At 64.9% G+C, this 14,277-nt stretch carries 14 protein-coding genes; 11 read left to right on the top strand and 3 right to left on the bottom strand.

The window, feature by feature from the left end; genetic code table 11:
- The first annotated feature begins 96 nt into the window (after nt 1-96).
- Entirely contained in the window at nt 97-852 is a 756-nt protein-coding gene (locus ACIPK7_RS11555) for an ABC transporter permease (RefSeq protein ID WP_192435476.1), read from the top strand.
- An 8-nt stretch (nt 853-860) separates the two neighbouring features.
- Nucleotides 861-1,631, top strand: coding sequence for an ABC transporter ATP-binding protein (locus ACIPK7_RS11550; RefSeq protein WP_192435477.1), 771 nt, complete (start codon nt 861-863; stop codon nt 1,629-1,631).
- 12 nt (nt 1,632-1,643) lie between these two features.
- On the opposite strand, the gene ACIPK7_RS11545 is transcribed toward ACIPK7_RS11550, so the two are convergent.
- A complete protein-coding gene (locus tag ACIPK7_RS11545; RefSeq protein WP_192435478.1) occupies nt 1,644-3,404 on the bottom strand; it encodes a cation:proton antiporter in 1,761 nt (586 codons plus the stop codon).
- Nucleotides 3,405-3,663: 259 nt separating this feature from the next.
- On the opposite strand from ACIPK7_RS11545, the gene ACIPK7_RS11540 reads away from it, so the two are divergent.
- From ACIPK7_RS11540 to ACIPK7_RS11530, 3 genes are all read left to right on the top strand, one after another.
- Nucleotides 3,664-4,548 carry a Tim44 domain-containing protein gene (locus tag ACIPK7_RS11540; protein WP_401087780.1) on the top strand — a complete coding sequence of 295 codons (885 nt, stop codon included), beginning with the start codon at nt 3,664-3,666 and terminating at the stop codon, nt 4,546-4,548.
- Between the two features lie 194 nt (nt 4,549-4,742).
- Complete coding sequence (locus ACIPK7_RS11535; RefSeq protein WP_017521499.1) at nt 4,743-5,144, top strand: SMI1/KNR4 family protein; 402 nt, start codon at nt 4,743-4,745, stop codon at nt 5,142-5,144.
- A gap of 103 nt (nt 5,145-5,247) precedes the next feature.
- Nucleotides 5,248-5,460, top strand: a complete 213-nt coding sequence (locus tag ACIPK7_RS11530) for a YgdI/YgdR family lipoprotein (protein WP_401087778.1) — start codon at nt 5,248-5,250, stop codon at nt 5,458-5,460.
- 7 nt (nt 5,461-5,467) lie between these two features.
- Here the strand turns inward: ACIPK7_RS11530 and ACIPK7_RS11525 are convergent, their stop codons facing one another.
- Both ACIPK7_RS11525 and ACIPK7_RS11520 read right to left on the bottom strand, forming a co-directional pair.
- Nucleotides 5,468-6,133 (bottom strand): GntR family transcriptional regulator, encoded by a 666-nt coding sequence (locus ACIPK7_RS11525; protein ID WP_192435479.1) that lies wholly within the window; start codon nt 6,131-6,133, stop codon nt 5,468-5,470.
- Between the two features lie 74 nt (nt 6,134-6,207).
- Nucleotides 6,208-6,996, bottom strand: a complete 789-nt coding sequence (locus tag ACIPK7_RS11520; RefSeq protein WP_192435480.1) for an SDR family NAD(P)-dependent oxidoreductase — start codon at nt 6,994-6,996, stop codon at nt 6,208-6,210.
- Between the two features lie 127 nt (nt 6,997-7,123).
- Between ACIPK7_RS11520 and ACIPK7_RS11515 the strand changes: the two genes are divergently transcribed.
- The 6 genes from ACIPK7_RS11515 (at nt 7,124) to ACIPK7_RS11490 (ending at nt 14,258) form a co-directional block, all read left to right on the top strand.
- Nucleotides 7,124-8,518 (top strand): aspartate aminotransferase family protein, encoded by a 1,395-nt coding sequence (locus tag ACIPK7_RS11515; RefSeq protein WP_401087775.1) that lies wholly within the window; start codon nt 7,124-7,126, stop codon nt 8,516-8,518.
- Between the two features lie 137 nt (nt 8,519-8,655).
- Nucleotides 8,656-10,023, top strand: coding sequence for a glutamine synthetase family protein (locus ACIPK7_RS11510; RefSeq protein ID WP_401087773.1), 1,368 nt, complete (start codon nt 8,656-8,658; stop codon nt 10,021-10,023).
- A 292-nt stretch (nt 10,024-10,315) separates the two neighbouring features.
- Nucleotides 10,316-11,074 carry an SDR family NAD(P)-dependent oxidoreductase gene (locus ACIPK7_RS11505; RefSeq protein ID WP_401087772.1) on the top strand — a complete coding sequence of 253 codons (759 nt, stop codon included), beginning with the start codon at nt 10,316-10,318 and terminating at the stop codon, nt 11,072-11,074.
- 202 nt (nt 11,075-11,276) lie between these two features.
- Nucleotides 11,277-11,756 carry an acyl-CoA thioesterase gene (locus ACIPK7_RS11500; protein ID WP_192435484.1) on the top strand — a complete coding sequence of 160 codons (480 nt, stop codon included), beginning with the start codon at nt 11,277-11,279 and terminating at the stop codon, nt 11,754-11,756.
- A gap of 209 nt (nt 11,757-11,965) precedes the next feature.
- Nucleotides 11,966-13,669, top strand: coding sequence for a YbaL family putative K(+) efflux transporter (ybaL, locus tag ACIPK7_RS11495; protein ID WP_401087771.1), 1,704 nt, complete (start codon nt 11,966-11,968; stop codon nt 13,667-13,669).
- 4 nt (nt 13,670-13,673) lie between these two features.
- Nucleotides 13,674-14,258, top strand: a complete 585-nt coding sequence (locus ACIPK7_RS11490; RefSeq protein WP_192435486.1) for a YqaA family protein — start codon at nt 13,674-13,676, stop codon at nt 14,256-14,258.
- The last annotated feature ends 19 nt before the right edge of the window (nt 14,259-14,277 follow it).

Raw genomic sequence — 14,277 nt, 5'->3', positions numbered from 1 at the left:
CGATGATCCGCACAGATTGCGCCGCAATCGGCACGCAGGCTTGCTGCGACGCATTGTGTTTAAATACCCCACCCTTTTCAATCCAACAAGAAAGACATGAAGCACAGGGACATCATTCTATTCGGCGTCTACAGCGACCTGCGCACCGAAGTGGCGCGGCGTTTCCTCGGATTCCTCTGGTGGATCCTCGAGCCCGTGATGTACATGGGCGCCTTCTACATTGTCTTCGGCCTGGCCCTGGGCCACAGCCGTCCCGGCTATGTCCCGCTGCTGCTCAGCGGCATGGTCGCCTGGAAATGGTTCGATGGCTCGGTGCGCCAGGCCAGCAACGCCATCCAGGCGAACGCCGGCCTGATCCAGCAGATCCACGTGCCCAAATACGTGTTCGCGCTGATCCCGGTGCTGAGCAACACGTTCAAGTTTCTGATCATCCTCACCCTGCTGATCCTCTCGCTGCTGCTCGCCGGCTACCGCCCATCGGTGGAGTGGCTGGCTCTGCCGGTGCTGATCCTCAACCAGCTGCTGTTCATCATAGGCTTCGGCTTCCTGCTCGCCTCGGTATTGCCCTTCGTGCCGGACCTGCGCCAGGTGGTGGACAACTTCCTGATGCTGATGATGTTCATGTCCGGGGTGTTCTTCAGCATCCACGAGATCCCCGCCTCCATGGCACCACTGCTGAATCTCAATCCGATGACGGTGATGATCACCGCCTTCCGCGACGTGCTGCTGCACAACCAGTGGCCGACCTGGGGCGAACAACTCTACGTGCTGTCGGTCGCTGTCCCGTTCCTGTCCTTGGCGCTGTGGGTCCTGCACCGCAACGAGCGCAAGTACCCCAAGCTTCTGTTCTGAGGTGATGCATGTCCGGTGACCTGATTCTCCAGGCCGAGCACGTCGGCCTGTCCTACCGGCAGCGGGTCGGGATGCTGCGCTACGAATCGTTCTGGGCCCTGCAGGACGTCAGTTTCGAACTCTACGAAGGCGAAACCCTCGGGGTGATCGGCAACAATGGTGCGGGCAAGAGCACGCTGCTGCGCATGATCGCCGGCATAGTCGAACCCGACCGCGGCACCCTGCAGCGCAGCAAACCTCTCAATGCCAGCCTGCTGGCGCTGAACGTCGGCTTCAAGCCCGAGCTGTCCGGGCGCGACAACGTGGTCATCAGCGGCCTGCTGCTGGGCATGAAGCTCGCCGACATCCGCCGGCAGATGGATGACATCCGTGAATTCAGCGACCTGGGTGACTTCTTCGAACGGCCGGTGGGCACCTACTCGACGGGAATGCGCGCCCGCCTGGGCTTCGCCGTGGCGATCCACGCCAACCCGGATATCCTGCTGATCGACGAGGTGCTTGGTGTTGGCGACCAGGCCTTCCGCGAGAAATCCCACGCAGCCATGAAGACCAAGATCAAGGAAGGCAAGACCGTGATTCTGGTTTCGCACAGCATGGAGGCAATCAAGGAGCTCTGCCACCGGGCACTCTGGATCGAACGGGGACGGTCGGTACTCTGCGGCGAGGCTAGTGAAGTCGTGGGCCAATACCATGAGGCCGTCCGGATTGCGGTTCGCGACATGCAGAAGCTTGAACGCGAGCAGTCAGCCAAAAAGCAGGATCTCGAGCCCGTCCAATGAAAGCCGGCGGGCTCAGTGATGCCCGCCGCCGCTCTGCTCGAAGGTCTCGATCAGCGCCACCTGCATCCGCGAATGCACGCGGATGAACCAGCGCCAGAACACCGCGATCACCAAGGCGGCGATCAGCGCCACCACCACCAGCAGTTCGCCCGGCGGCAGGATGCTCGAACTGAGCGCCGCCAGCAGCAGCATCATGCCGCCCAGCGACAGCAGCGGGATCAGCTCGGAAATCACCCGGCGTACGCGGGCCGTATGGCGCCCGGCGCTCTCCGCCTTCACGCCCATCTCCGCCAGCAGCATCGCCAGCGCCTTGAGCTTGCGGTAGGCGGCGATCAGGAACGGCAGTGACAGCAGCAACGCGGCGCCCCAGATCAGCGCCTTGTGCAGCGCCTCGTGCTCGACGAACTGCGCCAGCCACTGCGACAGGCGGTCGGCGAAGAACGCCAGGCCGAAGAAGATCGCGATCACCAGCGTCAGGTTGACCCCGACCTGCAGCAGGATGCGCCGGATCATCCCGGCAAGTATCGCCTTGTCGCCGCGCGGCTTGATACTGCGCAGCCATTCGCCGTACAGGCTGAACACCCGCACCATGGGCGATGGCAGGCTGCGGCCCAGGTACAGCGCCAGCGGGTCGGCCGAACGGATCAGGTAGGGCGTCAGCAGTGTGGTGATAGCCGACACGCCGACCACCACCGGATAAAGGAAGTCGCTGGTCACGCCCAGGCTCATGCCCAGCGCGGCGATGATGAAGGAGAACTCGCCGATCTGCGAAAGGCCCATGCCGACGCGCATCGAGGTGCGCCCGTCGTTGCCGGCGATGAATGCGCCAGCACCGCAGGACACCAGCTTGCCGGCGACCACCACCAGGGTGATTACCAGGATCGGCGCGGCGTAGTCCACCAGCACCTTGGGATCGATGGTCAGGCCGATGGCGACGAAGAAGATCGCGCTGAACATGTCACGCACCGGCTCCATCAGGCGTTCGATCTGGATCAGCTGGCGCGACTCGGCCATGATCGCGCCGATCAGGAAGGCGCCCAGGATCATGCTGTATTCGAGCTTCACCACCAGCAGGCAGAAGCCGAAGCACAGGCCCAGCACCGTCACCAGCAGCATCTCGTTGCTTTCGAATTTCGCCACGTAGGCCAGCAGGCGCGGCACCAGCAGGATGCCGACGACCAGCGCGACGACCATGAACAGGCTGAGCTTGCCGACCGTGGAGAACACCTGGTCGGCCTCCACCGTGCCGCTCACGGCGATGCCGGAGAACAGGGCGATGATGCCGATGCCGAGGATGTCCTCGATGATCAGCACGCCGAAAATCAACTGGGCGAAACGTTCGTTCTTCATCTTCAGGTCGCCCAGGACCTTGATGATGATGGTGGTCGAGGACATCGCCAGGATCGCGCCGAGGAACAGCGAATCCATGGTGCTCCAGTCGAACAGGCGGCCGATCTCGAAGCCGGCCCAGATCATCAGGGTGATTTCCAGGAACGCGGCGATGAACGCCGTGGCGCCGACCTGGAACAGCTTGCGCAGGGAAAACTCCAGCCCCAGGCAGAACATCAGGAAGATCACCCCCAGCTCGGCGAGGGTCTTGATCGTTTCCTCGTCGTGCACCAGGGCGAACGGCGGGGTGTGCGGACCGATGATCACCCCGGCGATGATGTAGCCCAGCACCACCGGCTGCTTGAAGCGGTGGCAGAGGATGGTGACGAAACCGGCGATCAGCATGATCACCGCGAGGTCCTGGATGAAGTCGATGGCATGCATGGTCGGCGGTCCTCGCGGCGGGCTGGTCAGGGGGATCGCGCGGCTGACGGCCTCGCTCAGCGAAGCCTACCATCCGAGTCCTCCGACAGGCGGTTCTGAAAGAATCAGTAACAGACTGATTTGGAAAGGGATTCATCCGCCCCCATATCAGAGGTCCGCCCGATACAGGGCAACAGCACGAAACAAAATCCGGCTGGCCCTCATCGGCACCCACCGGCAACATGACGTGCGTCGTATACCAACCAAGAGAATGACAACCATGAAGCGCTTTCTCAGCCTTGCCATGGCTTTCTGTGTCGCCGTGACGCTCAGCCTCGACGTCAACGCCGCCAAGCGTTTCGGTGGTGGCAAGAGCATGGGCTCGGCGCCAAGCCACCAGACCCGCCAGGCGCAACCCAATGCCGCCCCGAACTCCCCGACCGCTGCCGGCCCGGCCGCAACCGGTGCCGCCGCAGGCGCTGCCGGCGCCGCTGCCAAGAGCGGCGCTTCGCGCTGGCTCGGACCGCTGGCCGGCCTCGCCGCCGGTGGCCTGCTTGCCTCCATGTTCATGGGCGACGGCTTCCAGGGCATGCAGTTCCTCGACATCCTGATCATCGCGCTGATCGCGTTCATCGCCTTCCGCTTCATCGCCTCCCGTCGTCGCCAGCAGCAGGGCAACCAGCCTGCCATGGCCGGTGGGCATGCGCCGATGCAGCGCGAAATGCCGGCCGCCCCGCCGTCGATCTTCGGTGGCGCGCCCCGTCCGGTGATGGACAGCCGCCCGGTGATCAACGCACCGAGCTGGTTCGACGAGACCCGTTTCGTCGCCGCCGCCCGCGAGCACTTCATGTCCCTGCAGCAGCACTGGGACGCCAACGAGATGGACAAGATCGCCGAGTTCGTCACTCCGCAGATGCTGCAGTTCCTCAAGCAGGAGCGCGCTGACCTGGGCGAGGGCTACCAGTCCACCTACATCGACAACCTCGACGTGCAGCTCGAGGGCGTGGACGACCAGGCCGAGAAGACCATCGCCACCCTGACCTTCAGCGGCGTGTCGAAGTCCTCGCGCTTCGACCAGGGCGAGCCCTTCAGCGAAAGCTGGCGCATGGAGCGCCCGCAGGGCGAGAACCAGCCCTGGCTGGTGGCAGGCATCCGTCAGAACTGATCCTGCGCGCGACACAGAAAAAGCCCGGCGATTGCCGGGCTTTTTCGTTTCTGCAGCCATCGGGGAATAGCAGCACAGCCGTGGCCGCGGGTCCGCCGCTCGTCCGGACGGCACCGGCACAGTGGTCTTGCGCGAATGGCCGGCTACTACTGTATAAAGCGCGCCATTCGTCGAATTTCAGAGAGGCCCCGCCTGTGGAAGATGTGATCGAGAAACTGCGTGAAGCGAACGAGCCGGTTCCGGTACCGCTGGAACTGCCCGACGAAGAACTGCTGGTGGAAATCGAAGAAGCGTTGCTGATCGGCATTCCGTCGGAATTCCGCGAGTTCCTTCTGCTGGTCAGCGACGTCGTCTATGGGCGACTGGAGCCGGTCACCGTGGCCGATCCGCAGTCCCACACTTACCTGCCGGAGGTGGCCGCCGTGGCCTGGGCCAGCGGCCTGCCGCGCGAGCTGATTCCGCTCTGCGCCGATGGTGACGACTACTACGCGGTCGCCGAGGACGGCGAGGTAATCCTCTGGGCCGACGGCGAGCTCACCGAGGAAACCTGGGACTCGGTGTGGACTTGGGCGCGCGACGTATGGCTCGATACTTGAGGGGGGGTATCGGAATTTCCTGAAACTTCCATGGTCACACAGGCAACCCAGCGTACCTCCAGCCCTTGCTGCCCGGGCGGGTACGATGCCCCGTGGAGAAACTATGAAGTTGAAAGCCTTGTACACCTGCCTGTTGCTGCTCGGCCTCGCCGGATGCGCCGACAAGGCCGTGGTGACGCTGCAGGACGGCAGCGAAATCCTGGTGAAGGATCACTCCGACTACGACAAATACAATGACTACTACGAATTCGAACAGCTCAACGGCGAGACGATCCTGATCAAGAAGGACAACGTCCGCTTCATCAAGACCCCGTAAGGGCGCCCTAGCGCGCCCCGAGCCTTCCTCCGCATTCAAGCTCCAGCAGGTTGAGCAGGTACTGGCCGCAGTAGCCCAGGTCCTGTTCGATGGCTTTGCGCGCGCCAGCGCCATCGCCACGCTCCAGCGCCTGCAGGGTGTCTTCGTGAAAATCGTTCAGGCGCAGCGACAGGTCGGCCTCGGTGAACAACCGGTTGAAGAAAGGCCCGACCTGCAGCCACAGCGCCTCGATCATGCGCAGCAGCGTAGGGTTGCCGCAGGCGCGGTAGAGCGTCAGGTGGAACAGGCTATTGGCTTCCAGGTAGCCGTGGACGTCGCGGGCATTCAGCGCAATTTCCATGCGCTCGGTGCAATTGCGCAGCAACGCCATGTCGGCAGGCTTCAGGTGCCTGGCCGCGTCCTCCACCGCCAGCCCCTCCAGGGATTGCCGCACCTGCAGGATCTGCAGGTAGCGCTCACGGGTCATCACCGGCACCCGTAGCGAGCGCTGCGGCTCGCCCTCCAGCGCGCCCTCGGCCACCAGCCGTTGCAGGGCGGCGCGAACCGGCATCGGGCTGGTGCCCCACTCATCGGCCAGGTCGCGGATCTTGAGCCGCTCGCCGGGCTGGAAGCGCCCGCTCAGCAGGGCCTGGCGAAGGTTCTGGTACAGCTGTTCCTGAAGGTTGTCGGCCATCGTGATTCACTCCCGGCCGGCCGGCGGCGCCGGCAGTTGGGCGAAGGTCAGGCTGCAGTCGTGCTTCATCTTGCTTATCCCTTGTTCTCGATCAGACAGTTGCCGCCATCCACCACCAGCACTTCGCCGGTGATGTAGCTGGCTTCAGGCGAGGCCAGGAAGGCGATGGCGGCCGCCACCTCCTCCGGTCGCCCGGAACGGCCGAGCGGCGTGCGCCGTCCGGCCTGGATTTCTTCCTCGCTGCTGGAGCCGGTGGCGATCCAGCCCGGCGCCACGCTGTTCACCGTCACCCCGTGGCGCGCCACTTCCAGTGCCAGCCCCATGCTCATGCCGAGCATCCCGGCCTTGGCTGCGCTGTAAGCCGACTCGCCCGGATTGCTGGCGCGCACGCCGGTGGTGGAGCTGACATTGACGATGCGCCCGTAAGCGCGTTCCAGCATCCCCGGCAGCAGCGCGCGGGTGAGCAGGAAAGCGCTGGTCAGGTTGCGCGCCAGCGACAGGTTCCAGCTTGCCAGGTCCATGGCCGCCAGTTCGGCGAAGGGTTCCGGGCTGCCCTGCATGGCCATGCCGGCGTTGTTCACCAGCACGTCTACCCTTCCCCATTGCGCCTGCGCCCACTCGGCCAGGGCGCGGACGTCGTCCTCGCAGGTCAGGTCGGCGGGCAGCGCTCGGGCTTCGAAGCCTTCGGCGCACAGCTCCTGCGCCCGCAGCAGGACGCGCTCGCTACTGGCGGTGAGCAGCAGCTTCACGCCGTTGCGGGCCAGCCGGCGGGCACTGGCGAAGCCAATGCCGGACTCGCTGCCAGCGCCGCTGACCAGGGCGACCTGACCGGCCCAGGCGGGCTCATTCGTGACATCGCTCATGGATATCTTCTTTATCTGTGATCACAGAATTCGTTACAGGGCAGATTATCAGGCAGTCGACGCGCTGTATTGACATTTTTGTGATCACAAATGGAAGATGTGCGAAATAACAAACGAGGTGTGCAACATGACCGCCAGCGGAATCGCCCAACCGGCCGTGGATCTCTTCACCGCCCGCGAGCGCCAGCGCTTCCTGGAACAGAATCCCAAGTCCGTCGCCCTTGCCGAGCGTGCGCACAAGTCGCTGTACGCCGGTGTGCCGATGCACTGGATGGCCGACTGGTCCACGCCCTGCCCGCTGTTCGTCGAACGCGCCCAGGGCGCCCGCTTCTACGACGTGGACGGCCATGACTACGTGGACTTCTGCCTGGGCGATACCGGCAGCATGTTCGGCCATTCGCCGGCACCGATCGCCCGCGCGCTCGCCGAGCAAGGCGCACGCGGCCTGACCACCATGCTGCCTGGCGAAGACGCCGTAGTCTGCGGCGAGCTGCTCGCCGCGCGCTTCGGCTTGCCTTACTGGCAGGTGACCGCCACCGCCACCGATTCCAACCGCTACGTGCTGCGCTGGGCCCGCGCGGTAACCAAGCGCAAGACCCTGCTGGTATTCGACGGCTGCTACCACGGCACCGTCGACGACGTGATGGTGCGCTACCGCGACGGCGAGACCGTGCACCGTTGCGGCCTGGTCGGCCAGGCCTACGACCTGACCCAGCACAGCCGCTCCATTCCCTTCAACGACGTCGAGGCGCTGGAAGCCGCGCTGGCCCAGGGCGACGTCTGCGCCCTGCTGTGCGAACCGGCGATGACCAATATCGGCATGGTCCTGCCCGATCCTGGCTTCATGCAGAAGTGTCGCGAGCTGACCCGAAAGTACGGATCGCTGCTGATCATCGACGAAACCCACACCATCTCCACCAACATCGGTGGCTGCACGAAGCTGTGGAACCTCGACCCGGACTTCTTCGTCGTCGGCAAGCCGATCGCCGGTGGCGTGCCCTGCGGCATCTTCGGCTGCAGCGCGGAAATGGCCGAACGCATGGCCGCCTCGCGCAAGGCAGCCCAGGAAGACAGCCATGGCCACGGCCATAGCGGCATGGGCACCACGCTTTCGGCCAATGCCCTGGCCATGCACTGCATGCGTGCCAACCTGGAACAGGTGATGACTCAGGCGGCCTACGACCACATGCTGCCGCTGGCCAAGCGCCTCGCTGACGGTTTCCGCCGCCTGATCGCCAAGCACGACCTTAAGTGGTCGGTGACCGAGCTGGGCGCGCGCAGCGAGTTCCAGTTCTGCCCCGTCTCCCCGCGCACCGGCGCCGAGGCCGAAGCGGCCTTCCACGACGAGCTGCAGATGGCCCTGCACCTGTACCTGATCAACCGCGGCATCCTGATCACGCCGTTCCACAACATGACCCTGTGCTGCCCGGACACCACCGCCGCCGGCGTGGATCGCCTGATCGAGACCCTCGATGCCGGCATCACCGAGCTGCTGGCGATTCCCGGCGCGCGCGAGGCCTGATCCTGTAGGAGCGAACTTGCTCGCAAACGCACACCTGCGGGCCCGCAGCGGGGGCGGGTTCGCGAGCAAGAACTAGGCGTCCCCCTCGCTCCTACGAAGAGCAAATACCCCGGCGCACCGCGCCACCGAGGACCACCATGCAATTCGCCGATCGTCAGGAAGCCGAAGCCTTCCTCGCCGCCCATCCGGACGTGCGCAGCATCGAACTCTTCATCATCGACTCCAACGGCATCCCGCGCGGCAAGCTGCTGCACCGCGACGAGCTGCTGGCGATCTACGACAACGGCCGCCCGCTGCCCAGCTCGATACTCGCGCTGACCGTGCAGGGCGAAGACGTCGAAGGCACCGGGCTGGTCTGGGAAGTGGCCGACGCCGACTGCTGGACCTACCCCCTGCCCGGCAGCCTGACCCTGCAACCCTGGCGCACCAGCCCCACCGGCCAATTGCAGGTGAGCATGCACCCGACCCAGGGCCTGCCTGCCACCCCGGCCGACCCGCGCCAGGCGCTGTCCCGCGTGGTCGACCGGCTGAAGGCCGACGGTTTGCACCCGGTGATGGCGGTGGAGCTGGAGTTCTACCTGCTGGACAAGCAGCGCGACGCTCATGGCCGCCCACAGCCGGCGGTGCAGATGAACGGCATCCGCCCGGAAGCGCCGCAGGTCTATGGCGTCTACGAGCTGGAGCAGCTGCAGCCATTCCTGGACGACCTCTACGCCGCCTGCGAAGTCCAGGGCCTGCCGGTGCGCACGGCGATCTCCGAGTACGCTCCGGGCCAGGTCGAGCTGACCCTGGAACATCGTTTCGACGTCATGCAGGCCATCGACGAAGGCGTGCGCTACAAGCGCCTGGTAAAGGGCGTGGCGAACAAGCACGGGCTGCAGGCCTGCTTCATGGCCAAGCCGTTCGGCGACCGCGCCGGCTCCGGCATGCACCTGCATGTCAGCCTGGCCGACGAGCAGGGCAACAACCTCTACGCCAGCGAAGACATTCACGGCACTCCACTGCTGCGCCACTCCATCGGCGGCATGATGGCGCGCCTGCTGGATTCCCTGGCGATCTTCTGCCCCAACGCCAACTCCTTCCGCCGCTTCCAGGCCAACAGCTATGCGCCGCTGGCCAAGAGCTGGGGAGTGAACAACCGCACCGTGTCGTTCCGCGTACCTGGCGGTCCGGCGAAAAGCCGGCACATCGAGCACCGCATCTGCGGCGCCGACGCCAACCCGTACCTGGCGGCAGCGGCGATCCTCGCGGCGATCCACGAAGGTATCCGCGAGCAGATCGATCCGGGCGCGCCCATCGTCGGCAACGGCTACGAGCAGGCCACCGAGTTCCTACCCACCGACTGGCTTACCGCACTGCGCGCTCTGGAGGCTTCGACCTGGGCCCGCGAGGCGCTGGGCGAGGAATTCCTCAAGGTGTTCCTGGCGATCAAGTGGGAGGAGTACCGCCAGTTCATGGGCGAAGTCGGCGAGCAGGACTGGCGCTGGTATCTGCATCACGCGTGATTCGTGCGGCAATACGGCGGATAACCGCGAGCGGTTATTCGCCCTACGGTTGTGGATAACTGCCCGTAGGGCGAATAACGCGAAGCGTTATCCGCCGCCACCCCTCCCACGGTTCGCAGCCCCCACTGACACACGACAGCCTTACGAAAAATTTACCCTGTCAGACTGAAGAATCTGGTCTTTTCTTGGTCTGTAATTGCACGGGGCGCAGACGCGCCTCGTGGTCAAAGCGGCGCCGCCGGTACTGCCTGCCGGCCGCCGTCCTCTCTCAGGCAGGGAGAATCCGTAGACAATGAGCACTCCCGTCGTACTGATCACCGGCGCTGCCGGTGGCCTCGGAAAAGCCATCGCCAAACGTTTCGCCCAAAGCCACTGGCGCATCGCCGCAACCGACGTGGACAAAGCCGGCCTGCATGCGCTCAACGCCCAGGTACCGCTGGACGCCACTGCCGTAGGCGACCTGCGACGCGCCGACAACTGCCACAGCCTGATGTCCGACATCCTCGCCCGCACGGGCCGCCTCGACGCCCTGGTGAACGCTGCCGGCGTCTGGCGCGAAGGCCCGGTGGAGGACTTCAACGAAGACGACTTCGATCTGGTGATGGGCGTGAACCTCAAGGCCGCGTTCTACATGTGCCAGGCGGCGACGCCTTACCTCAAGGAGAACCGCGGCTGCATCGTCAACATCTCCAGCGACTCCGGCCGCCAGGCCTATCGCGGCTCCGCAGCCTACTGCGCGAGCAAGGCGGCGCTGACCATGCTCACCCGAACCCTGGCGCTGGAACTGGCCGAGTCCGGCGTGCGGGTCAACGCCATCTCGCCTGCCGACATCGCCACGCCGATGCTCGACTACCAGGCCGAACGCTATGGCCAGGGTAATCCGGCGGCCTACAAACTCGAACTGCTGAAGGACTATCCACAGGGCAAGGTGGCGCGCTTCATCCGCCCGGAAGAAGTCGCCGAGCTGGTCTGGTACCTGTGCAAGCCGGAATCCGAAGCCATCACCGGCGCAGACCTGGCAATCGACTTCGGCCTCTCCGCCGGGCGCTGAGCCGGCAGGCGAATGGACGGGCGGCCTTGGGTCGCCCATTTTCATTTCGGGCGTTGATCGGACGACGGAAATACCATTGGTAAATGGCCCACTAGTGCCTGGCGCCAATCGGCGGTATAGAAAAAACTGTGTCGCCTGCCGCACTTTGGTTGTCCAGAGTTAGGCCCTTTCCTTTTCCCAAGACAATTCCGAAGAGAATTCCATGGAACCTGGCAACCACCAGCTCAGCATGACCGTCCTGATGACCCCCGACATGGCCAACTTCTCCGGCAATGTCCACGGTGGCACCCTGCTCAAGTACCTCGACGAAGTCGCCTACGCCTGCGCCAGCCGCTACGCCGGCTACTACGTGGTAACCCTGTCGGTGGACCAGGTGATCTTCCGCGAACCGATCCATGTCGGCGAACTGGTCACCTTCCTCGCCTCGGTGAACTACACCGGCCGCACCTCCATGGAGATCGGCGTGAAAGTGGTCACCGAGAACATCCGCGAAAAGTCGGTGCGTCACACCAACAGTTGCTTCTTCACCATGGTGGCGCTGGATGACGAGCGCAAACCGATCGTCGTGCCGCAGCTCGATCCACAAACCAAGGACGAGAAACGCCGCTTCGCACAGGCACGACAGCGTCGGCAGATTCGCCAGGAGCTGGAACAGCGCTACAAAGAGCTTCGCGACGAATGACGGACGTTCGCGACATTTCCTGAAAAGAAATGTCGCGTGCCGTGGAAATTCCTTAATGCGTCAACAGGTTACCCTTGCGTGAAAGCAAGGTAGGAATTGATTACTACGCCTAAACTTTTCACACGCGGGTTTGCCCCCGTGACCCACCGTCGAGCGACCCGGTGCTGATGCGCAGTCCGGTCGCTCCCTGAGTGCCCGGAGCCCAGACCATGCATCACACCCCGCTACTGACCACCCTAGCCGTAGGCTTCGTACTGGCCTTCGTCCTTGGCGCCCTGGCCAACCGCCTTCGCATCTCGCCGCTGGTGGGCTACCTGCTCGCCGGCGTGCTGGCCGGCCCCTTCACTCCCGGCTATGTCGCCGACCAGGCGCTGTCCGTGGAGATCGCCGAACTGGGCGTGATCCTGCTGATGTTCGGCGTCGGCCTGCACTTCTCGCTGAAAGACCTGCTGTCGGTCAAAGCCATCGCCATCCCCGGCGCGGTGGTGCAGATCGGCGTTGCCACCCTGCTCGGGCTTGGTCTCGCCTGGATGATGGGCTGGAACTTCGGCGGCGGCCTGGTCTTCGGCCTCGCGCTGTCAGTGGCCAGTACCGTGGTACTGCTGCGCGCGCTGGAGCAGCGCCAGCTGATCGACACCAAGCGCGGACGCATCGCCATCGGCTGGCTGATCGTCGAAGACCTCGCCATGGTCCTCACACTCGTGCTACTGCCGGCGCTGGCCGGCTCGCTGGGCGGCACCTCAGACGGTGGCGACGGCGGCCTGCTGATGCCGATCCTGCTGACCCTGGGCAAGGTCGCCGCCTTCGTCGCGGTGATGATCCTTGGGGGCCGCCGCTTTGTCCCCTGGGTACTGGAGCGCGTGGCCAAGACCGGCTCGCGCGAACTGTTCACCCTGGCCGTGCTGGCCATCGCCCTGGGCATCGCCTACGGCTCGGCGGTGATCTTCGGCGTGTCCTTCGCCCTCGGCGCCTTCTTCGCCGGGATGATCCTCAACGAGTCCGAGCTCAGCCACGAGGCCGCCGAGAACTCGCTGCCGCTGCGCGACGCCTTCGCCGTCCTGTTCTTCGTCTCCGTCGGCATGCTGTTCAACCCGGCCATCCTGATCCACGAGCCGCTGCCGGTGCTGGCGACCTTCCTGGTGATCGTCTTCGGCAAGTCGGTCGCGGCCTATGTCATCGTGCGGATGTTCGGCCACCCCAACAGCACCGCGCTGACCATCGCCGCAAGCCTGGCGCAGATCGGCGAGTTCTCCTTCATCCTGGTCGGCCTGGGCGTGACCCTGAACCTGCTGCCCGAAGCCGGTCGTGACCTGGTACTGGCCGGCGCGATCCTGTCGATCCTGGTCAACCCGCTGCTGTTCATCGCCATCGACCGTCTGCAGGCGCGCCAGGCGCAGAAGGCCGAAGCCGAGCCCGGTGTCGTTCAGGTAGAAGCGCCAGACCTGCCGCCACCGGTGCTGGAGCAGAACCATGCGATCCTCATCGGCCACGGCCGCGTCGGCGCGCTGGTCAGCGAGCGCCTGCGCAAGGACAAGGTTCCGGTGGTGGTCATCGAGGACAAGCGCGAGAAGGCCGCCGAGCTGCGCGAGCACGGTCTCTGCGTAGTGGTCGGTAACGCCGCCAATCCCGAGGTGCTGAACCAGGCCAATATCACCTCGGCGCGCTGGCTGCTGATCGCCATCCCCAACGGCTTCGAGGCCGGGACGATTTCCAGCCACGCGCGGGCGATCAACCCGAACCTGGACATCATCGCTCGCGCCCACTTCGACGCCGAGGTGGATTACCTGGAGCAGAACGGTGCCAACCTGGTGATCATGGGCGAGCGGGAAATCGCCCGCGGCATGGTCGAGCGGGTCGAACGCGAGGAGACCAGCGCGGCACCTGGCGACGACCACCTGCCGCAGTCGGCCTGACGCTGTGCTGCGCCGGCTCTACGACTGGACCATGCGCCTGGCGGGGCATCCGCGGGCGGAGCTGGCGCTGGGCGGGGTGACCTTCGCCGAGAGTTCGTTCTTCCCCATCCCGCCGGACGCGCTGCTGGTGCCCATGGTCCTGGCCAACCGGGCCAAAGCCTGGCGCTATGCGGCGATCTGCATCGTCAGTTCGGTGCTCGGCGGCATCGCCGGCTACTTCATCGGCCTGCTGCTGTTCGAGACGGTGGGCCAGGCGATCCTGGCCTTCTACGGCCTGCAGGAAAACTTCGCCGAGGTCGCCGACCGCTACAACGAACTGGGCTGGCTGATGGTGCTGCTGGGCGGCGGCTTCACACCGCTGCCTTACAAACTGATCACCCTGACCAGCGGGGTGACCCAACTGGACCTGGTGCTGTTCATCGCGCTAAGCGTGGTGGCGCGCACCCTGCGCTTCGCGGCCACCTGCGCCCTGCTGTTCTGGGCAGGGCCCGCACTGCGCGAGGCCATCGAGAAACGCCTGGGCCTGGCGTTCGGCCTGCTCACGGCGATGGTGGTCGGTGGGTTGCTGCTGGGCAAGTACATGCTCTGAGGCAGGGCTCTTTGTAGGA

It is taken from the genome of Pseudomonas sp. NPDC086581, assembly GCF_044746165.1.
GTDB lineage: Bacteria > Pseudomonadota > Gammaproteobacteria > Pseudomonadales > Pseudomonadaceae > Pseudomonas.
This window is presented reverse-complemented; position numbering and strand designations above follow the sequence as displayed.

What these genes read in the sequence shown, in the direction of transcription:
- ACIPK7_RS11525 (WP_192435479.1), bottom strand. Translation starts at nt 6,133, where the DNA reads ATGGCCGACAACCTTCAGGAACAGCTGTACCAGAACCTTCGCCAGGCC.
- ACIPK7_RS11515 (WP_401087775.1), top strand. Translation starts at nt 7,124, where the DNA reads ATGACCGCCAGCGGAATCGCCCAACCGGCCGTGGATCTCTTCACCGCC.
- ACIPK7_RS11530 (WP_401087778.1), top strand. Translation starts at nt 5,248, where the DNA reads ATGAAGTTGAAAGCCTTGTACACCTGCCTGTTGCTGCTCGGCCTCGCC.
- ACIPK7_RS11545 (WP_192435478.1), bottom strand. Translation starts at nt 3,404, where the DNA reads ATGCATGCCATCGACTTCATCCAGGACCTCGCGGTGATCATGCTGATC.
- ACIPK7_RS11550 (WP_192435477.1), top strand. Translation starts at nt 861, where the DNA reads ATGTCCGGTGACCTGATTCTCCAGGCCGAGCACGTCGGCCTGTCCTAC.
- ACIPK7_RS11505 (WP_401087772.1), top strand. Translation starts at nt 10,316, where the DNA reads ATGAGCACTCCCGTCGTACTGATCACCGGCGCTGCCGGTGGCCTCGGA.
- ybaL (WP_401087771.1), top strand. Translation starts at nt 11,966, where the DNA reads ATGCATCACACCCCGCTACTGACCACCCTAGCCGTAGGCTTCGTACTG.
- ACIPK7_RS11500 (WP_192435484.1), top strand. Translation starts at nt 11,277, where the DNA reads ATGGAACCTGGCAACCACCAGCTCAGCATGACCGTCCTGATGACCCCC.
- ACIPK7_RS11555 (WP_192435476.1), top strand. Translation starts at nt 97, where the DNA reads ATGAAGCACAGGGACATCATTCTATTCGGCGTCTACAGCGACCTGCGC.
- ACIPK7_RS11520 (WP_192435480.1), bottom strand. Translation starts at nt 6,996, where the DNA reads ATGAGCGATGTCACGAATGAGCCCGCCTGGGCCGGTCAGGTCGCCCTG.
- ACIPK7_RS11510 (WP_401087773.1), top strand. Translation starts at nt 8,656, where the DNA reads ATGCAATTCGCCGATCGTCAGGAAGCCGAAGCCTTCCTCGCCGCCCAT.
- ACIPK7_RS11540 (WP_401087780.1), top strand. Translation starts at nt 3,664, where the DNA reads ATGAAGCGCTTTCTCAGCCTTGCCATGGCTTTCTGTGTCGCCGTGACG.